The organism is Vibrio cortegadensis (assembly GCF_024347395.1).
Lineage (GTDB): Bacteria > Pseudomonadota > Gammaproteobacteria > Enterobacterales > Vibrionaceae > Vibrio > Vibrio cortegadensis.
Genome location: NZ_AP025472.1, coordinates 1,247,590 through 1,265,837, shown reverse-complemented (window position 1 = coordinate 1,265,837; position 18,248 = coordinate 1,247,590). Strand labels below are relative to the sequence as shown.

21 protein-coding genes and 1 pseudogene are annotated in these 18,248 nt (G+C 40.5%); 6 read left to right on the top strand and 16 right to left on the bottom strand.

Annotation, left to right across the window (positions count from 1 at the left end):
- Window positions 1-62: 62 nt before the first annotated feature.
- The 5 genes and pseudogenes from OCV39_RS05855 to OCV39_RS05840 all read right to left on the bottom strand — a co-directional run bounded on the left by OCV39_RS05855 (window position 63) and on the right by OCV39_RS05840 (window position 3,283).
- Entirely contained in the window at window positions 63-284 is a 222-nt protein-coding gene (locus OCV39_RS05855) for a hypothetical protein (protein WP_261889245.1), read from the bottom strand.
- A 1,197-nt stretch (window positions 285-1,481) separates the two neighbouring features.
- Entirely contained in the window at window positions 1,482-1,829 is a 348-nt protein-coding gene (locus OCV39_RS05850) for a DUF3775 domain-containing protein (RefSeq protein WP_261889244.1), read from the bottom strand.
- Window positions 1,830-2,069: 240 nt separating this feature from the next.
- Window positions 2,070-2,414: a hypothetical protein gene (locus OCV39_RS05845; RefSeq protein ID WP_261889243.1), complete on the bottom strand. Its 345-nt coding sequence runs from the start codon at window positions 2,412-2,414 to the stop codon at window positions 2,070-2,072.
- Between the two features lie 149 nt (window positions 2,415-2,563).
- Window positions 2,564-2,728: pseudogene (locus OCV39_RS21165) on the bottom strand (winged helix-turn-helix domain-containing protein); the annotation flags it as partial.
- Window positions 2,729-2,758: 30 nt separating this feature from the next.
- Window positions 2,759-3,283, bottom strand: a complete 525-nt coding sequence (locus OCV39_RS05840) for a hypothetical protein (RefSeq protein ID WP_261889242.1) — start codon at window positions 3,281-3,283, stop codon at window positions 2,759-2,761.
- 212 nt (window positions 3,284-3,495) lie between these two features.
- Between OCV39_RS05840 and OCV39_RS05835 the strand changes: the two genes are divergently transcribed.
- Together OCV39_RS05835 and OCV39_RS05830 are read left to right on the top strand one after the other, a co-directional pair.
- Window positions 3,496-3,780, top strand: a complete 285-nt coding sequence (locus OCV39_RS05835) for a type II toxin-antitoxin system RelB/DinJ family antitoxin (protein WP_017051427.1) — start codon at window positions 3,496-3,498, stop codon at window positions 3,778-3,780.
- Window positions 3,777-4,055 carry a type II toxin-antitoxin system RelE/ParE family toxin gene (locus tag OCV39_RS05830; RefSeq protein ID WP_261889202.1) on the top strand — a complete coding sequence of 93 codons (279 nt, stop codon included), beginning with the start codon at window positions 3,777-3,779 and terminating at the stop codon, window positions 4,053-4,055. Before OCV39_RS05835 ends, OCV39_RS05830 begins: the two co-directional genes overlap by 4 nt.
- 136 nt (window positions 4,056-4,191) lie before the next feature.
- Here OCV39_RS05830 and OCV39_RS05825 read toward each other — a convergent pair whose 3' ends face one another.
- From OCV39_RS05825 to OCV39_RS05810, 4 genes are all read right to left on the bottom strand, one after another.
- The gene (locus tag OCV39_RS05825; protein ID WP_261889199.1) at window positions 4,192-4,923 is read right to left on the bottom strand and encodes a hypothetical protein; all 732 of its coding nucleotides are present in this window, start codon (window positions 4,921-4,923) and stop codon (window positions 4,192-4,194) included.
- Window positions 4,924-5,398: 475 nt separating this feature from the next.
- On the bottom strand, window positions 5,399-6,250 hold the full coding sequence (locus tag OCV39_RS05820) for an IS3 family transposase (protein WP_261889241.1): 852 nt from the start codon (window positions 6,248-6,250) through the stop codon (window positions 5,399-5,401).
- Window positions 6,247-6,555 (bottom strand): transposase, encoded by a 309-nt coding sequence (locus OCV39_RS05815; RefSeq protein ID WP_017054517.1) that lies wholly within the window; start codon window positions 6,553-6,555, stop codon window positions 6,247-6,249. The genes OCV39_RS05820 and OCV39_RS05815 overlap by 4 nt, the downstream gene beginning before the upstream one ends.
- Window positions 6,556-6,741: 186 nt before the next feature.
- Window positions 6,742-7,326, bottom strand: a complete 585-nt coding sequence (locus OCV39_RS05810) for a hypothetical protein (RefSeq protein ID WP_261889200.1) — start codon at window positions 7,324-7,326, stop codon at window positions 6,742-6,744.
- 252 nt (window positions 7,327-7,578) lie between these two features.
- Between OCV39_RS05810 and OCV39_RS05805 the strand changes: the two genes are divergently transcribed.
- Window positions 7,579-8,157 (top strand): hypothetical protein, encoded by a 579-nt coding sequence (locus tag OCV39_RS05805; protein WP_261889201.1) that lies wholly within the window; start codon window positions 7,579-7,581, stop codon window positions 8,155-8,157.
- A 164-nt stretch (window positions 8,158-8,321) separates the two neighbouring features.
- On the opposite strand, the gene OCV39_RS05800 is transcribed toward OCV39_RS05805, so the two are convergent.
- The 5 genes from OCV39_RS05800 to OCV39_RS05780 all read right to left on the bottom strand — a co-directional run bounded on the left by OCV39_RS05800 (window position 8,322) and on the right by OCV39_RS05780 (window position 11,575).
- A complete protein-coding gene (locus OCV39_RS05800; protein ID WP_261889240.1) occupies window positions 8,322-8,669 on the bottom strand; it encodes a cupin domain-containing protein in 348 nt (115 codons plus the stop codon).
- 104 nt (window positions 8,670-8,773) lie between these two features.
- Window positions 8,774-9,184, bottom strand: coding sequence for a hypothetical protein (locus OCV39_RS05795; RefSeq protein ID WP_113796089.1), 411 nt, complete (start codon window positions 9,182-9,184; stop codon window positions 8,774-8,776).
- A gap of 215 nt (window positions 9,185-9,399) precedes the next feature.
- Window positions 9,400-9,825 carry a hypothetical protein gene (locus OCV39_RS05790; RefSeq protein WP_261889239.1) on the bottom strand — a complete coding sequence of 142 codons (426 nt, stop codon included), beginning with the start codon at window positions 9,823-9,825 and terminating at the stop codon, window positions 9,400-9,402.
- 150 nt (window positions 9,826-9,975) lie between these two features.
- Complete coding sequence (locus OCV39_RS05785; RefSeq protein WP_261889238.1) at window positions 9,976-10,413, bottom strand: hypothetical protein; 438 nt, start codon at window positions 10,411-10,413, stop codon at window positions 9,976-9,978.
- A 391-nt stretch (window positions 10,414-10,804) separates the two neighbouring features.
- On the bottom strand, window positions 10,805-11,575 hold the full coding sequence (locus OCV39_RS05780; RefSeq protein ID WP_261889237.1) for a hypothetical protein: 771 nt from the start codon (window positions 11,573-11,575) through the stop codon (window positions 10,805-10,807).
- A 226-nt stretch (window positions 11,576-11,801) separates the two neighbouring features.
- Between OCV39_RS05780 and OCV39_RS05775 the strand changes: the two genes are divergently transcribed.
- Window positions 11,802-12,278 (top strand): hypothetical protein, encoded by a 477-nt coding sequence (locus tag OCV39_RS05775; RefSeq protein WP_261889236.1) that lies wholly within the window; start codon window positions 11,802-11,804, stop codon window positions 12,276-12,278.
- Window positions 12,279-12,452: 174 nt separating this feature from the next.
- Here OCV39_RS05775 and OCV39_RS05770 read toward each other — a convergent pair whose 3' ends face one another.
- Window positions 12,453-12,863 (bottom strand): DUF2513 domain-containing protein, encoded by a 411-nt coding sequence (locus OCV39_RS05770; RefSeq protein ID WP_261889235.1) that lies wholly within the window; start codon window positions 12,861-12,863, stop codon window positions 12,453-12,455.
- Between the two features lie 1,302 nt (window positions 12,864-14,165).
- Entirely contained in the window at window positions 14,166-14,453 is a 288-nt protein-coding gene (locus tag OCV39_RS05765; protein ID WP_017052330.1) for a hypothetical protein, read from the bottom strand.
- Between the two features lie 2,509 nt (window positions 14,454-16,962).
- Between OCV39_RS05765 and OCV39_RS05760 the strand changes: the two genes are divergently transcribed.
- Both OCV39_RS05760 and OCV39_RS05755 read left to right on the top strand, forming a co-directional pair.
- The gene (locus OCV39_RS05760) at window positions 16,963-17,286 is read left to right on the top strand and encodes a hypothetical protein (protein ID WP_261889234.1); all 324 of its coding nucleotides are present in this window, start codon (window positions 16,963-16,965) and stop codon (window positions 17,284-17,286) included.
- Window positions 17,287-17,569: 283 nt separating this feature from the next.
- A complete protein-coding gene (locus tag OCV39_RS05755) occupies window positions 17,570-17,971 on the top strand; it encodes a YkgJ family cysteine cluster protein (protein ID WP_261889233.1) in 402 nt (133 codons plus the stop codon).
- Window positions 17,972-18,248: the final 277 nt, after the last annotated feature.

Genomic DNA, 18,248 nt, shown 5'->3' with positions numbered 1-18,248 from the left:
CGGCATGTGATAACGAGATACTATATACCCGCAAGTAATCACGACGATAATTATAAAAGTGTTCATGGCAATTCTACCTCTCGAATACTATCTATCTTTTCCTGGAGTGCTTTTCTCGACTCGATATTATTTAGATCAATAAATATTTTACCAAACTCATCAACACTTATCTTCTTTTCATGCCCTACTAATATATTCCTTAGTCCTCGAGGAGCAATTAACTTCTTGATAAAAGAACAAATTAAACACCTTAGTTGTATGAATTTTTGTTTCCATTCTTTCATTTTTCTTCCTTAGTAAGCAGGTTCACTGTGCTAAAGCGACTAACGCCCAATTAAGGTGCGACAACGCTATGAAACCTGAGCTAAACCATTGCGCCGTAAACACAAAATTGAAACCAGAGTGAAATCGCCAAGCGTTAGGAGTCACTCTTAAATTGTTTGTTATATTGCCCACACGATGAAGCCAAGTTTAGCGCCAAGGTGCTGAATTAATTACAAATCTACTGGCTTTGAACTCAGAAGTAAAACGAATAGTTCGAAACTCAATCATAGACAACAAAACGCACTTGGCTAAGAAGCGAAATGAGTTGAAATTGGAGTATTTCGATTAGCTAGAATGACAAAGAATTCGAGCGAGAAACCTGACAACAAAGTGCGCTGAAGCCACAACTTTCAATGAAGTCCCCACGAAAAAGAAGCCGCGCAAAATGAACTTGAGCCAGCAAAACTTACTAATGAGGAGACTTGCGTGACGTTGTAGCTAATTAACCGACAAACATTCTACGTGCGATGGTCATTTTGATGGCATTTTTCACGAAAAGAACAGGTGTGTAGTTCGGACGCAGAACAAAGATAAACGGATAATTTAACCCTTTGAATCTTATGCAATATAACGCCCAATTAAGGTGCGACAACGCTATAACACCCAAACTAAACCATTGCACCGTAAACACAAATTTCAAATCGAAGTGAAATCGGCAAGCGTTAGGAGTCACTCTTAAATTGTTTGTTAGAAGCGTTCTTAACCGTTATGTAGAACCTAGAATTTTGGATTCGAAAGACGTAATTACTTATTCACTAGAACCACATTTGACGCAAGCATCATAAGTTCGCTTGCCTTCGCTGATAACAATGTACTTGCCTACACACTTTTCACACAAAACCAGTTTAGGATAAGCCAATTTGTCTTTTTTAGAGGATGAATCCCCTTCAGTTACATAAATTTTTCTCATTTGAACTTTCACATAATCATCTTAATGCGAACAATTATACTATGATTGAAACGAAATTTAGAACTAAGCGAGATAAGATAAATAGTTACTATAATTCAAAGTTTTATCGAAGCTTCTAACGCCGCATTAAGGTGTGAGCAACGCTGCCACCTGACCTAAGCCACTGCACCGTAAACACAAAACCCAACGTTGAACTGAAAATGCCAAGCGTTGGGAATCACTCTTAAATGCTTTGTTATAGCTCTATTTAGTACCCTAGTTTAACGAGACCATTATGAAGATATGCGGGCAACTGATACTTGGATGCTACATAATCAACGGATTCTGAACTTTGTGAACCTAGAGCTTCAGCATATAAACCATCCCAGTCGTTTGCACTCTCGCCAGACGCACCTCGGCCGATTAGCATCAAAGTTTGTAGCTCCGCCAATTCTTCAGAAGTTAACGAAGACACTTTCTGATAAAGGTCTCTATTACCGGGAACTTCTTCAATTGCATCCGACAAAGAAACCACTTGTGGTCTCCCGGTAACTGGATAGCAAATTTCCGCCAATTCAATAACTTCGCGTACTGTTTCAATAGTTAAATGATTCATGAATACCTCGTTATATAAGCTAGTTTGATACTACAAACTAGCGATAATAGCATTTGATTTCATATTTATATCTAACAGTTTCAGTATGTTAAGTTACCAAAAATGAGCTATAACGCCGCATTAAGTGGTGAGCAACGCAGACCACTGAACTTAAAGAATTTTGCCGTAAACACCGAAGTTGAAGCAAACCAAAAGTGCCGAGCGTTGGGAATCCGTCTTAAATGCTTTGTTATATGCTTTTTAGCGTCTAGCTCTTCTTTGCTGATACTCTAATGACTCGTCCGATATAATATTTGTAACTTTTCCATTTTGACGCTGAAGATGTTCAAAGTTTTGTGCTGCTTTTCGTTCAAGTCGTCTAGACCACCACTTAACTTCAGTAACCATACGTTTAGCTTTATTTCGCAGATTTTCAGCATTGGCTGATTTAGCCGTTAATGAACATTGTGGAGGTTCGATCCCCTGTTCACGGCAGTACTCAAGAGCCTCAGCCAGCCCTTTCTTATTCAAGATCGAGCTTGCCTTAAGTGCATGAGACTCAGCATAAGACATTGCTTCGCTGACCATTTCATAAATATTAGGCATATTTCCTCCGCCTGCATATAACGCCGCGTTAAGTAGTGAGCAACGCCGCCACTGAACCTAACCATACCACCGTAAACACAAGACCCAACGATGAAATCAAAAATGCCATGCGTTGGGAATCTGTCTTAAACGCTTTGTTAACTGGCAAGTTATGAGAGTGTCAACTGTGAGATCAAATCAGAATATCGACTCATGTATTCCATGTATGATTCACCATAATCAGTAAGACTGTAATGATCTTGGCTCTTCTTGACCAATCCGGAGCTGAGCAAATAAGCCATATACTGATGCAAGTCGGTATGGGAGAAAATATGAGCATAGTTTAACTTAACAGACTCAAAATACTAATGAGCATCTTGTACGCTAATAGCATTACCATTTGTAGTCATAGTACTTAACAGTTCAAATTGCGACCTGTAGATAAACTTGTTTACATGGAAGTAATTGTTCGATGCTTGCGATTGAGAAAGTGCCACTTCAGCTATTTCTAACTGTTTTTCAACTGAAATCTTATACGAGTCTCGGTGCAGCCTGATTTGCTTAAGTAATGCTTTACTATGCTTACTTTCATTTTCCTTTTGATATTCGACAAGCACCTGATAGTCCTGACTGATACTCGATATATCCGAATGATCGCTAGTAACCTGCGCAGCTTCTTTTACTTGCGCCGATTCAGAAAACTTTGCGAAAAAGCCCGCAGCTCGTAATTCAGTGACATTATTCCGCTTGAAAAACATCTCAATCGCCTTGGACAACTTTCCTCTAGAAAGAAGAACGATAAATGTCGCAGCTATCGGCCATGAAACAGCCCTAACTAAGTCGACAACATCTTTAGCAGACCAAACTATTTCTATCTTTTCTGGATTCACCTAAAGTTACCTCTGTACTATATTTGCCAGTTAACGCCCAATTAAGGTGCGAAAACGCTATAACACCCAAGCTAAACCATTGCACCGTAAACACAAATTTCAAATCGAAGTGAACTCGCCAAGCGTTAGGAGTCACTCTTAAATTGCTTGTTAGTTGCCCTTGCTCAAGGCTAGTGCTAACATTTGTACACACGAAAACTTAGGAGCCATTCATGGATACTAGAATTCAATTCCGTATTGATGACGAAATTAAACGCTTAGCTCAACAAATGGCGGAGAGCCAAGGTCGTACACTTAGCGATGCTTGCCGTGAGCTTACAGAGCAAATGGCGGAGCAACAACGAAAAACATTATCTCATGACTCTTGGATAACTGAACAAGTAAACTTAGCATTTGAGAAATTCGACTCCGGGAAAGCTACATTTGTTGATCATGACTCAGCAAAAACTAGAATGGCTGAACGAAAAGCTAAAATTCGCAATCGAGGCCATCAATGATTTTATGGGAAGAAGAATCATTGAATGATCGTGAGAAAATATTTGAATTTCTTTATGACTTCAACCCTGACGCAGCTGAAAAGACTGACGAAATCATTGAAGATAAAGTTGAAAACTTACTTGAACAACCTTTAATGGGTGTTCAACGAGATGATATTCGAGGCCGATTACTAATTATCCCCGAAATCTCTATGATCATTTCATACTGGGTCGATGGTTCAATTATTCGTGTAATGCGAGTTCTACATCAAAAGCAAAAATTTCCTGCAAACTAATAGTTTCGCAGGGCAACTAACGCCCAATTAAGGTGCGACAACGCTATAGCACCCAAGCTAAACCATTGCACCGTAAACACAAATTTCAAATCGGAGTAAAATCGGCAAGCGTTAGGAGTCACTCTTAAATTGTTTGTTAGATTTTCTTAACCTTGAACTCGACTATAATTCCCATAAAATGATGGATTGTGCTCGTATCAAGTATCTCAACCCCTGCCTCATCAACGATTTCACCGACATAGTCACTGCTTATCGTATGCGCACACACATTGACATCCAAGTGACTAAGATTTCCAACCTCAGAAAGCCATGACTTATATTGCAGCTCAAGATTTTTCTTTCTTTCACACTCTTCGGCTTCGCATTTCACTTTGTTATAAGAGTACAATGCAGAAAATAATGTAGACTGGATAACACTATTACCAGTCTTACCAGTTATATTGAAATATTCTAAGTTCCGCTTGAGATCTTTAATAACTAGCTTTCTAGCTGGATTAAAGCCCTTAAGTTCAATGACACAAATTGGTTGATGAGTCATATGGCTGCTATTTACAATATGTTCATATACCGCGATATCAGCTCTCTCTTTAGTATTAATCGTTGGCTTTCTTTCTCTGAATACTGTTGAGCCACGTTCCCAACTGTTTCCCCATTTAATAGGAGGTAAGCAATCCCTAGACAATTCCTTACGACTTTTTTCTAGGAATATCCTGTAAGGCTCACCATAAAATGAATTGAGATTATCAATTTCCCTAGCTACAGCAACAGTAAATAAGTATTCTGCATTTATCGGTTTTCCTCTTTCACCAGAAAATCGAAACATATCTTCACATGCAGACTGAGTAGCATTAAAAACTTGTTTGTACACCTTGAACTCCAATAAAAATCTAACGCCCAATTAAGGTGCGATAACGCTATAAAAACAGAGCTAAACCATTGCGCCGTAAACACAAATTTCAAACCGGAGTAAAATCGGCAAGCGTTAGGAGTCACTCTTAAATTGTTTGTTATGAGACATTATTACACAGTATTTTTTCTTGTACTTTTTATACTCATAACCCTTTGCACACCAGTCGCAACCAGAATAAAACACTGCCCCAACTATAGTTATTAGATAAATTCTATACGATACAATTGGAGATAAATTTAAATAGAAATCGTTTTTAACGAATGCACCACCAAAAAAAAATGGAATACAGAGTCCTAAACCACGACTTAAAAAGTGTCTAAAAAAGCCTTTTCGTTGAATTTTCAACCACTCTACTCGTCTTTTTCTATCCATAAATTTACTGTAGTCCTCCAAATGACTCTGGTGTACCCCACAAAAAGTAGACAGTACATAACTACATACTTTCGTACTCAACGGGGCTGACATGCCCCAACGCTGAGTGTCTTCTTTTTCGATTGTAGAACACTTCGATATATTCGAAGATCCCCATTCGGGCTTCTTCGATTGTTTGATAATCTTCTGCGTAAATCAATTCGACTTTCAGTCGACTGAAGAACGACTCCATTACTGCATTGTCCCAACAGTTACCCTGACGGCTCATGCTTGGTACGCCTCCATGCTTTCGCATGAAGTCCTGATACTTATAAGCTCTGTATTGTACACCACGGTCTGAGTGGATTAAGACGCCTTTCGGCGGCTTGCGTGACTTAAACGCCATTTTCAAAGCGTTGGTGATGAGCACCTCTGTCATATTGGTGTCTAATGACCAACCCACAATGCGTCTCGAGTGAAGGTCTAACACTGTCGCAAGATAGAGCCAACGGCTCTTTACCCAGATATAGGTGATGTCGGTGACCCACTTCTGGTTGGGGCTCTCGGCCTCAAAGTCTCTACGCAATAAATTATCGGCGACATTCGTCATCGCCGCGACATCTTTACTGTATTTAAACCCTTTTCCATTTCGAGCCTTAATACCCTTTTTCGTCATAATATCAGCAATATAGTTCACACTGCAGGCATAGCCTGCTTTGTTTAACTCTTCAGCTAAGCGAACTGAACCATACCTAGCCCGATACTCGGCAAAGGTACACATAACTAGCTGTTCAAAGCGGCTTCGACGCTTTGCTCGCTCGCTAAGCGAGCGACCTAACCATTTGTAGTAACCACTCGGGGACACGCCTAATGCACAACACATAAGAACAACGGCATACTCACCCACATAACTTTCGATGAACTCGTACTTCACTCTTGCTGCTTCGCGAAGTACGCCGAGACCTTCTTTAGGAATTCCATCTCATCTTTAAGTCGTTTGTTTTCGCGCTTAAGCGCTCGCAGTTCTTCGGATTCTTTCTTGGAGTAATCAACACCGTCTAAGGTGTTAAACTGTTTATCAGACAAGCGGTTAAATTGACGCTTCCAGTTAGCAATCTGTTGGGCGCTGACGCCCAACTCTTTCGCAACGGATGCGGCTGTACGACCTGGAAGCTCGGACAGACGAACTGCTTCTTTGCGGAATTCTTCGGTATACGCTGGATTACGATGTTTAGCCATAAATCACCTCTCAATTAGACCCTAGATCTAACTTAGTAAAGTGTCTACTAAACGTGGGGTACTCGGGAGCCTAACGCCGCGTTAAGGTGCGACAAACAAGTGTGCCATACTTGAGCGAAGCGAAAACGGCACGCGTTTGGAGTCACTCTTAAACGCTTTGTTATGAAAATTTCTCACCACGTGCGCCTACCCCTTAACACCAAGCAAGATTGTACACTCAGAACGTCCTAGACCGTAAAAACTGGAACAAAGAAAACCATATTCAGAAATGTGGTTAGTGAGCTCTTTATTTACAGCTTCATACTCGTCTAGCTCTGTCCCTGCATGAGCAAGATAAACACCACCAACTATCACTCCAAACTCCTGAGCTGCCATAAAATCAAGAGCTGAACTTTTACGATTAAAAGCAAATAGGAAATCAGAAGATTGATTGAGGTTTCTAATGTCAGCAATATCGATATTATTCGGCATTTCATCTGAGAAAAGCTTACCAGTTAAGTTCTGAACAACATCATGGATTGCAGCTAAGTCGTTTGAGGGGTTTTCAAAATTAACCAACTCAAGTCCTTTACCTGCACACACTTGAACTAATTTTTCACTTTGCTCTGGGCACAGGCCAGAAACAAAAAGCGCATCAAAATTGGAAACCTGCAATGAAGAGCCCAAAATATCTTCAAGTGGAATGAAGGTACCATTTGGCACAGAATCCAGATCAGGAAGAGAAATAGCTAACTGCAATTCATCCATATCAATTTCAATTGGTTCAAACATGACATTCCCTATTTTATGCGATTTTCATAACGCCGCGTTAAGTGGTGAGCAACGCTACCACAAGACTCAAGACATTATGCCATAAACACTGATGCATATCTTTAAACTGAAACCGCCAAGCGTTGGGAATCCGTCTTAAACGCTTTGTTAGCACAGCACTTAACACCCAACAAACAAAACATCATGCCATTTATATAAAAAGGCAATTAGCGATGATACGATTGGTAGACTTACTATTACCCAAGAGTCACTATGAATAAATACAATCCTCCTAAAGTACAAACGGGCATACTTGCAGAGCTAAAAGAAAAGCAATCGGACTCACACCCAGATACCAGAGGTTACGTGAATATTGATGGAGTGATGTATTGGATAAGTGGCTGGAAAAAAGTTGTTCCAGCAGATGGTACCTCATTTCAAACGTTGGCATTTACTAAGTTTTCTCAAGCCGATATCGAAAAATATTTAGCTTCTGAAATACCAAAAAGTATCGAGACTGACGATACTCCTACTAAAGAGAATGATGAGGTTTCAATTAAAGAAAACGAATTAACACTTCTTATTGAAGAAATGAAACAGTATGGTTTTTTAACTAGTAAAGAGCTGTCTAGTTTTATCGTCAGAAACCCTCAGTTGAGGATGAAGTACTCTAATATATCAGGTGTAGTTAAGTTAAAAGAAAACAATCATGAATGGGATTTTCACGGTGGATTCCCTGCCGATATTTACAAGAAAGTATGTATAGCTTTAGGGCTGTCTGATCAAGGCAGCAATGCGAAATATGCGGGATTTAGAAAGTATGACGATAGTAACTATGATGACATCATATAGTTTTTACTGATCGACTACTATTGGCGATGAGCTTATTCGTGCTTGCTAACGCCGCGTTAAGTGGTGAGCAACGCTACCACTCTACCTAAACCATTGTGACATAATCACTTAACTCAAAGTAAGCGGAAAGTGCCAAGCGTTGGGAATCCGTCTTAAACGCATTGTTATGCTCGTACTTCAACACGATCCCCATGACTTGGTGGAGTAGATGTAACAACGAAATACAGGTCTGTTTGACCTCGATTACTCAGTTGGTGTGGAGTATCACTTGCCACATGAAAACCTTGATTTTCGAGTAATTCAAAAATTTCCCCGTTTACTTCTAATGTCGCACAACCAGATATAACAAAGAAAAACTGTTCTGACTTCTTGTGGAGGTGACGAACCTCAGAGCAACCAGGAGGAACTCGTTCTTGAATTACACTGAGGTTCTGAGACTTAACTAGGTGCCAACCATCGCACTGCTCACCCCATTGATAATGTTCAGAATTTTTCACGGATACTACTGCCAAATTTCCTCCTAGAGCATAACGCCGCATTAAGGTGTGAGCGGCGCTTGGCTATACTTGAGCGAAGCGAAACTGCCAAGCGTTGCGAATCACTCTTAAATGCTTTGTTATGCTACTGATTTCGAGGGTTTACCTTGAGTAAGAAAGACCCAAGCGAAGAACAACATAAAGACAAAGTCATTTAACCCGTAGATGCTGTAGAAAATACCTGCAAATAAGTCTTGTTCATAGACACTACCAAGACTGTTCTCATTAAACCAAAGTAACCAAGCAACCACATACACGAGTTTCTCGATAGCAAATGCGCCCGCTAACCATTTGACTCCAGATGTAATCGAAGCTGCACCTAGGTAAGCTAAGCCCCATACAACAATCATCAGCAAACCAAAGTTAGACATAACTACAGGGTCAAATTCATTGATAACAGAATTAGTAAACGCACGAGAGAAAATCAGTACACCACCGATATTCATCATCGCAGCAGCGATAAAACCTAACTTTACATTGTCGTATTTCATACTTTCTCCGCCACCCAAAGCTTTTATGACAGCTTAGGGTAATATTAAACTCAGCTCCCAGTTTAACAGCTCTTGTCGACAAACTGGATAAGTAGCATAACGCCCAATTAAGGTGCGACAACGCTATAACACCAAACTAAACCACTGCACCGTAAACACAAAATTCAAACCGGAGTGAAATCGACAAGCGTTAGGAGTCACTCTTAAATTGTTTGTTATGCGTTTTTTCCAAGCTCAGAATCTAACCCTAACTTACTGCTAAAAACGAGCATACAACTAACTAAAATACCTATCTCGAAAAGCTGACATAGAAAAGATGCCGTCTTAAGCACCAGACCTGAATCCATCCACGGTATTGCTATTTCGATTAGCACAGCGGTTAGAACCAAAGTATACCCAACTCGTTGATGCCATTTACCTAAAACTGAAGAAAAATGGTGGAAAGCTAACAAATAGAACACCGAAAAAAAAGGCATTATAAACCAGGTAAAATACTCAAGAATTTCAATCAACGAGTTACTACCTTCGCCCAAAGTCGCCATTAGAATCGGGATAATAAAATTGAGTATCATGTAAAGAAACGGATAGGTAAGAATACCCAAGGCAAGATACCGAACTGATTTTATAACTCTACTTTCCACTTGTACTACCTTCTCAAGTTGGAGTGACGCATAACGCCGCGTTAAGTGGTGAGCAACGCAGGCCACCTTACCTAAACCATTGTGACATAAACACTTAACCTGAAGAAAGCCGAAAGTGCCAAGCGTTGGGAATCCGTCTTAAACGCTTTGTTAGTTTTGTTCTAAAAACGACGACTCCATTAACTCTAATTTATCGTCACGCTTCCTAGCTTGGTTTATTCTAAAGTTCTCATGTTTGAGTTTATCGAAAGCTTCCGGATTTCGGACACAATGGTAGTGATGATGCTCCATTAGTCTTTGCTCCTCTTCCTTGGCAACCTCTGCTTCAGATTTGATTTTTTGACCATTAATTGCTAACCATTTATCTGCACATTTGTACCATGCGTAAATTAGCGATATCGCAGCAAATACTGGAGTTGACCAACCAAGAAACGAAATTATCGCCGGAAAAACCACCAAAGTTGTAACTGCCCAATACTTCAATAACTTCCTAGATCGTAAATCTGCGTTAATTTTCATTTGAGCTTCAGACGAAGTGGTAAATGCTAACCCTTTATATATCCGTTTAAGCTCAGTTTCTGTCGGCATAGCTTTATCCAATTCACTCTGAATAAACCCACCCCAGCGAAATTTGTGAAGTTCCTCGCCACACACATAGGAACCCCCAACCAATAGCGATATTCCATTTCAACGATTTCCTTACATTCAGAAATCGTAAGATCGTCTATAATACGAACAGAAACAAAGGGCTTACTCTCAGCATTACCTATTACTAAAGGGTCATATTTTACGTAATAACCTCCTCGCTTAATCTCTAGACTTTCAAACATCACCCAATTATTCATATATCCTCAAAAAACTAACGCCGCGTTAAGTGGTGAGCAACGCAGGCCACCTTACCTAAACCATTGTGACATAAACACTTAACCTGAAGAAAGCCGAAAGTGCCAAGCGTTGGGAATCCGTCTTAAACGCTTTGTTAGTTTTGTTCTAAAAACGACGACTCCATTAACTCTAATTTATCGTCACGCTTCTTAGCTTGGTTTATTCTAAAGTTCTCATGTTTGAGTTTATCGAAAGCTTCCGGATTTCGGACACAATGGTAGTGATGATGCTCCATTAGTCTTTGCTCCTCTTCCTTGGCAACCTCGGCTTCAGATTTGATTTTTTGACCATTAATTGCTAACCATTTATCTGCACATTTGTACCATGCGTAAATTAGCGATATCGCAGCAAATACTGGAGTTGACCAACCAAGAAACGAAATTATCGCCGGAAAAACCACCAAAGTTGTAACTGCCCAATACTTCAATAACTTCCTAGATCGTAAATCTGCGTTAATTTTCATTTGAGCTTCAGACGAAGTGGTAAATGCTAACCCTTTATATATCCGTTTAAGCTCAGTTTCTGTCGGCATAGCTTTATCCAATTCACTCTGAATAAACCCACCCCAGCGAAATTTGTGAAGTTCCTCGCCACACACATAGGAACACCCAACCAATTGCTCACAATAATGTTCACGAGACTTTTCATAACGAAGGTTAACTTGCAGTGGTACTGGGAATCTTTTAAACCAATAGCGATATTCCATTTCAACGATTTCCTTACATTCAGAAATCGTAAGATCGTCTATAATACGAACAGAAACAAAGGGCTTACTCTCAGCATTACCTATTACTAAAGGGTCATATTTTACGTAATAACCTCCTCGCTTAATCTCTAGACTTTCAAACATCACCCAATTATTCATATATCCTCAAAAAACTAACGCCGCGTTAAGTAGTGAGCAACGCCTGCCACCCAACCTAAACCATTGCACCGTAAACACCAAAACTGACTTGAACTGAAAATACCGAGCGTTGGGAATCTGTCTTAAACGCTTTGTTATGTGCTCATATCAACAAGTTGCATTTGATGGATTTTTATGTATAAATAACCACTGTTTATAAACACAGCTCAAATCAAGGCGAGGCAGTATGAAAAAAATATTATTTGTTGCAGCACTACTGACAGCAAGTAGCGTTTACGCTAAAGAACCACAAGATTACTTAATCAAAATAGTCAACGATGACAACCAAGTTGTTTACCAAACTGGTGCAGGTTCGGCAATTGGCTTTCAAGCCCATAGTAGCATCAGGGAGAAAGGTACACTAGTTAGGGAGTGTCACAAATCTAACGGAAAAACAAAAAGTATCGCAAAGTCAGAATCTTACGACACTGGATATAGTAGCGAAATAGACCTTACAAAAGGGAACGTGAACATTGCCATAAGTTCTGTCGATTATAGTGATTATTCTAAACCTGACAAATCACTCGAATGTGAAAACACGGGGCAACCAAAGCAACTAATCGAAAGGTATTCTATTTCTTTTGAAACCGATTTAGAAACCATACAAGAATTCAAGTTGAGCTCTAAATACCGATTACAAGTACAAACTCTAGACAGCATCTAGATAATGCCTGCCACCTCAAAAGGGTGGCAATTTTCTGGGCACATAACGCCGCGTTAAGTGGTGAGCAACGCATACCACCCTACCTAAACCATTGTGCCGTAAACACTAAAACTGAATCAAACCGAAAATGCCGAGCGTTGGGAATCCGTCTTAAACGCTTTGTTATGTGTATTTTCATTCGATTAACTCGGACAACTTCTTATCCGCAATTTGTTTACCCAATGCAAATACTACTTTGACAGTTTCGGCAGGACCGGAGTCCTTAAAAGATGTTTTGACCTTCTCAAAAACACCCGGTTTAACAAGATCTGCTGCAAACTGATGACCTTGAGCTGTTAGTCGAAGTGGTCGGAAACTAATCTTGTAAGTGGAACCAAAACGATTAAAGCCTAACCCTTGATTTTGACCTACGCTCTCTAATAAACCTTGATCCTCTAATATTGCCAGATGAAAAACTAATGTCTTAAGAACGTCTTCATTATCATGTAAGTGCTTAAACTTAGGTAAGTTCAACATAAAGTCAGGGCTATCATGGGCTAATACTGAGTCCAAAAAGCTTTTTAAATAATCCAAATCAATTCTCATAATTTCCCAAACCTCCGCATACACATAACGCCGCATTAAGGGGTGAACAACGCCTCCACCCAACCTAAAGCATTGTACCGTAAACACTAAATTTGAAGTAGATGCAAAAATGCCAAGCGTTGAGAATCCCTCTTAAATGCTTTGTTATATTGCCCGCATGACAGAGCCAAGTTTAGCGCCAAGGTGCTGAATTGGTTACAAATCTACTGGTTCTGAACTCAGATGTAAAATGGATAGTTCGAAACTCAATCATAGACAACAAAACGCACTTGGCTAAGAAACGAAATGAGGCAAAATTTGAATAGTTCAGTTAGCCAGAATGACAAAGAATTTGAGCGAGAAACCTGACAGCAAAGTGCACTGAAGCCACAACTTTAAATGAAGTCCTCACAAAAAAGAAGCCGCGCAAAATGAACTTGAGCCAGTAAAACTTACTAACGAGGAGACTTGCGTGACGTTGCAGCTAATTAACCGCCACACTTTCTACGTGCGATGGTCATTTTGATGGCAAATTTCACGAGACGAACAGGTGTGTAACTCGGACGCAGAACAAAGATAAACGAATAATTTAACCCTTTGAATCTTATGCAATATAACGCCCAATTAAGGTGCGACAACGCTGTAACACCCAAGCTAAACCATTGCACCGTAAACACTAAATTCAAATCGGAGTAAACTCGCCACGCGTTGGGAGTCACTCTTAAATTGTTTGTTATATTGCCCGCACGACAGAGCCAAGTTTAGCGCCAAGGTGCTGAATTAACTACAAATCTACTGGCTTTGAACTCAGATGTAAAATGGATAGCTCGAAACTCTGTCATAAACAACAAAACGCACTTGGCTAAGAAGCAAAATAAGTTGAAATTGGAGTTATTCGATTAGCCAGAATGACAAAGAAGTCGAGCGAGAAACCTGACAGCAAAGCGCGCTGAAGCCACAACTTACAATGAAGTTTCCACGAAAAAGAAGCCGCGCAAAATGAACTTGAGCCAGCAAAACTTATTAACGAGGAGACTTGCGTGACGTTGCACTTAATTAGCCGACAAACTTTCTACGTGCGATGGTCATTTTGATGGCAACTTTCACGAAACGAACAGGTGTGTAGCTCGGACGCAGAACAAAGATAAACGGAGAATTTAACCCTTTGAATCTTATGCAATATAACGCCGCATTAAGGGGTGAACAACGCCTCCACCCAACCTAAAGCATTGTACCGTAAACACTAAATTTGAAGTAGATGCAAAAATGCCGAGCGTTGAGAATCCCTCTTAAATGCTTTGTTATATGGTCCTGGCAACGTAACTAATTTTTGACGTTCATTTCTTTTGCGCGGTCATAGCAAGCACCGCAAAGTAGTGTTACGCCAGCAAAGGCTTCAGATTCATCATTCCACTCACCACCATCGCTATTTACTTTGTCTTCGCAAGCACTGCACCATGAATCTGGTCGTTCATTCCCAGGCTCAGGTTCTGCCGACCAGAATCCCCTCGGCTTTCCGTCGCGAAGGCTTTCTACGACATGCTGACATACATACGTAGCCTGCTGCTTTCCGTGAGTACAACACTCAACATATTGTTCTTCTTCATTCATACCTTTGAAACCTTATAACGCCGCATTAAGGGGTGAACAACGCCTCCACCCCACCTAAAGCATTGTACCGTAAACACTAAATTTGAAGTAGATGCAAAAATGCCAAGCGTTGAGAATCCCTCTTAAATGCTTTGTTATATTGCCCGCACGACAGAGCCAAGTTTAGCGCCAAGGTGCTGAATTGACTACAAATCTACTTGCTTTGAACTCAGAAGTAAAACGGATAGCTCGAAACTCAACCATAGACAATAACACGCACTTGGCTAAGAAGCGAAATTAGGCAAATTTGAGTCATTCGATTCGCCAGAATGACAAAGAATTCGAGCGAGAAACCTGACAACAAAGTACGCTGAAGCCACAACTTTCAATGAAGTTCCCACGATAAAGAAGCCGCGCAAAATGGACTAAAGCCAGCAAAACTTACTAACGAGGAGACTTGCGTGACGTTGCAGCTAATTAACCGACACACTTTCTACGTGCGATGATCATTTTGATGGCATTTTTCACGAAAAGAACAGGTGTGTAGCTCGGACGCAGAACAAAGATAAACGGATAATTTAACCCTTTGAATTTTATGCAATATAACGCCGCATTAAGGGGTGAACAACGCCTCCACCCAACCTAAAGCATTGTACCGTAAACACTAAATTTGAAGTAGATGCAAAAATGCCAAGCGTTGAGAATCCCTCTTAAATGCTTTGTTATATTGCCCGCACGACAGAGCCAAGTTTAGCGCCAAGGTGCTGAATTGGTTAAAAATTTACTGGCTTTAAACTCAGATGTAAAACGGATAGTTCGAAACTCAATCATAGACAATAAAACGCACTTGGCTAAGAAGCGAAATGATCTGAAATTAGAGCCATTCGATTAGCCAGAATGACAAAGAATTCGAGCGAGAAACCTGACAACAAAGTGCGCTGAAGCCACAATTCTCAATGAAGTACCCACGAAAAGAAGCCGCGCAAAATTAACTTGAGCCAGCAAAACTTACTAACGAGGAGACTTGCGTGACGTTGCAGCTAATTAACCGACAAACATTCTACGTGCGATGGCCATTTTGATGGCATTTTTCACGAAAAGAACAGGTGTGTAGTTCGGACGCAGAACAAAGATAAACGGATAATTTAACCCTTTGAATCTTATGCAATATAACGCCGCGTTAAGTGGTGAGCAACGCTAACCACCGTACCTAAACCATTGTGACATAAACACTTAAAATGAAGAAAGCCGAAAACGCCATGCGTTGGGAATCCGTCTTAAACGCTTTGTTATGTTTTAACACAAACGGTTGATTTATTTGGCAAAGAACTGCAATGCAGACCTAGATTTCTGAATCAAATCACAAGCTCGGACTCACTTGACCGCCAGATGCGCCAAGCCAGAAACACGTAAGCCCACTTCCCTGACAATGAGGCAACTCGATCAAGCCTCAACAAACGCCCTTTCTTAGCAAAAGCAGCGCAGAACAATGGTTAATTGCCGAGGCAACTGCCAAGGTTATCGGCTGATTGGGAAATAAGCCCAAAGCGACTTTGAGCCAGAGAAACAAGACGACTAAACCACCCTGAAACCTGAATGAAGCAACCCACGAACTTTGGCATGTTTTACGGGTTAAGTAAATCAAGAATGGGGACAGACAATAGTGATTTTCTGAGTCTACTCGCAACGAATAGCCAAAAGGGCAAAGAACGACTCAAAGGCATTTAAGCCATTGAAATACTAGTAAAACATAACGCCGCGTTAAGTGGCGAGCAACGCTACCACTGCACTCAAGACATTATGCCATAAACACTGGTGCATATCTTTGAACTAAAGCCGCCAAGCGTTGGGAGTCCGTCTTAAACGCTTTGTTATATTGCCCGCACGACAGAGCCAAGTTTAGCGCCAAGGTGCTGAATTGGCTACAAATCTACTGGCTTTGAACTCAGAAGTAAAATGGATAGTTCTGAGTTCAATCATAGACAATAAAACGCACTTGGCTAAGAAACGAAATGAGTTGAGATTAGAGAAGTTCGATTAGCCAAAGTGACAAAGAATTCGAGCGAGAAACCTGACAACAAAGTGCGCTGAAGCCACAACTTTCAATGAAGTCCCCACGAAAAAGAAGCCGCGCAAAATGAACTTGAGCCAGCAAAACTTACTAATGAGGAGACTTGCGTGACGTTGCAGCTAATTAACCGACAAACATTCTACGTGCGATGGCCATTTTGATGGCATTTTTCACGGAACGAACAGGTGTGTAGCTCGAACGTAGAACAAAGATAAACGGATAATTTAACCCTTTGAATCTTATGCAATATAACGCCCAATTAAGGGGTGAGCAACGCTACCACCCAAACCTAAAGCATTCTGCCATAAACACTTAAGTGAAGTAGAACCAAAAATACCAAGCGTTGGGAATCCCACTTAAATTGTTTGTTATGTGACCACATGACGGTTAAAACTACTTTTCAGACATACATTCTGTTAAAGTCTTTTTGATGTCTGTAACCTAAATAAGGAGGTACTTATGTCATCACTAATTGATGCTGCTGAGTTTGTTTGCGATAGCATCCAAGCTAACCGAGTAGCACACAACGCTCGAAACGAGTTGTACCATTTCTTGATGGCTGTAAACAAGCACGGCTTGCAAGCAGTTGTTGAAGAAACCACTCGTTTGCTAATGTCTCGAGGGCATTCATACCTTCAAGCATCTCGCATGTCTATCGAACGAGCAACACATATGTTTGAAGTAGCAAACGGAACGAAGACTTATCAAAATGTTAGAAATACATTAGATAATGCACAATCAAACCCGGCAGTTCATACTGCACGTGTTGACTACGATTACTAAATAGTTTAACGGTAAATAAGCCAGAGGGAAGCACTAGTTTTACATGCGCTTCCCTTTATTCAACTCGGGTTACATAACGCCGCGTTAAGTGGTGAACAGCGCTACCACTGCACTCAAGACATTATGCCATAAACACTGATGCATATCTTTAAACTGAAGCCGCCAAGCGTTGTGAATCCGTCTTAAACGCTTTGTTATATGCAAACTCCCATCCCAAATGCAGAGCCAATTTCACTATTGATGATAGACTCAATCAATAACCTCCTAATTCAAAGTAAACACCATGAAAGACTGCAACCAATGTGGGAAATGCTGCATCAAATATGGCGATGGTGATTTAGCAGCCACGCAGGAAGAAATAGACCTGTGGGAGCTGTTTAATCCAGATATCTTTGAATATGTGAAAGATGGGAAAATCTGGTTTGATCCAGAAACCAGAGAACAATTAAACCATTGTCCATTTTTGGAGTTAGTCCCGAAGTCAAAGCCAGAAGAGAAAGATAAATATACATGCAGTATTTACTTCGACCGACCAGAAGATTGTCGCCACTACCCTAGCTACATCAACGAAATGGTTCGAGACGAATGTGAAATGATTGAAATCACTGACTTAGAAAACCCTAAGAAAGCTCAGAAAAACCTCGATAAGCTGATGAGTTCAAGCCGACCTTCGAGCTATTCCTAGGTTGATTTAGGCAATTGCATATAACGCCCAATTAAGGTGCGACAACGCTATAGCACCCAAACTAAACCATTGCACCGTAAACACAAATTTCAAACCGGAGTAAACTCACCACGCGTTGGGAGTCACTCTTAAATTGTTTGTTATATTGCCCGCAAGACAGAGCCAAGTTTAGCGCCAAGGTACTGAATTGGTTACAAATCTACTGGCTTTGGACTCAGAAGTAAAACGGATAGTTCGAAACTCAATCATAGATAACAAAACGCACTTGGCTAAGAAG

Excerpts from the sequence above, each read along its gene's own strand:
- OCV39_RS05770 (WP_261889235.1), bottom strand. The coding sequence starts at position 12,863 with ATGAGAATTGATTTGGATTATTTAAAAAGCTTTTTGGACTCAGTATTA.
- OCV39_RS05815 (WP_017054517.1), bottom strand. The coding sequence starts at position 6,555 with ATGGCTAAACATCGTAATCCAGCGTATACCGAAGAATTCCGCAAAGAA.
- OCV39_RS05765 (WP_017052330.1), bottom strand. The coding sequence starts at position 14,453 with ATGAATGAAGAAGAACAATATGTTGAGTGTTGTACTCACGGAAAGCAG.
- OCV39_RS05810 (WP_261889200.1), bottom strand. The coding sequence starts at position 7,326 with ATGTTTGAACCAATTGAAATTGATATGGATGAATTGCAGTTAGCTATT.
- OCV39_RS05855 (WP_261889245.1), bottom strand. The coding sequence starts at position 284 with ATGAAAGAATGGAAACAAAAATTCATACAACTAAGGTGTTTAATTTGT.
- OCV39_RS05830 (WP_261889202.1), top strand. The coding sequence starts at position 3,777 with ATGATTTTATGGGAAGAAGAATCATTGAATGATCGTGAGAAAATATTT.
- OCV39_RS05760 (WP_261889234.1), top strand. The coding sequence starts at position 16,963 with ATGTCATCACTAATTGATGCTGCTGAGTTTGTTTGCGATAGCATCCAA.
- OCV39_RS05780 (WP_261889237.1), bottom strand. The coding sequence starts at position 11,575 with ATGAATAATTGGGTGATGTTTGAAAGTCTAGAGATTAAGCGAGGAGGT.
- OCV39_RS05835 (WP_017051427.1), top strand. The coding sequence starts at position 3,496 with ATGGATACTAGAATTCAATTCCGTATTGATGACGAAATTAAACGCTTA.
- OCV39_RS05805 (WP_261889201.1), top strand. The coding sequence starts at position 7,579 with ATGAATAAATACAATCCTCCTAAAGTACAAACGGGCATACTTGCAGAG.
- OCV39_RS05755 (WP_261889233.1), top strand. The coding sequence starts at position 17,570 with ATGAAAGACTGCAACCAATGTGGGAAATGCTGCATCAAATATGGCGAT.
- OCV39_RS05845 (WP_261889243.1), bottom strand. The coding sequence starts at position 2,414 with ATGCCTAATATTTATGAAATGGTCAGCGAAGCAATGTCTTATGCTGAG.
- OCV39_RS05850 (WP_261889244.1), bottom strand. The coding sequence starts at position 1,829 with ATGAATCATTTAACTATTGAAACAGTACGCGAAGTTATTGAATTGGCG.
- OCV39_RS05775 (WP_261889236.1), top strand. The coding sequence starts at position 11,802 with ATGAAAAAAATATTATTTGTTGCAGCACTACTGACAGCAAGTAGCGTT.
- OCV39_RS05795 (WP_113796089.1), bottom strand. The coding sequence starts at position 9,184 with ATGAAATACGACAATGTAAAGTTAGGTTTTATCGCTGCTGCGATGATG.
- OCV39_RS05785 (WP_261889238.1), bottom strand. The coding sequence starts at position 10,413 with ATGCCGACAGAAACTGAGCTTAAACGGATATATAAAGGGTTAGCATTT.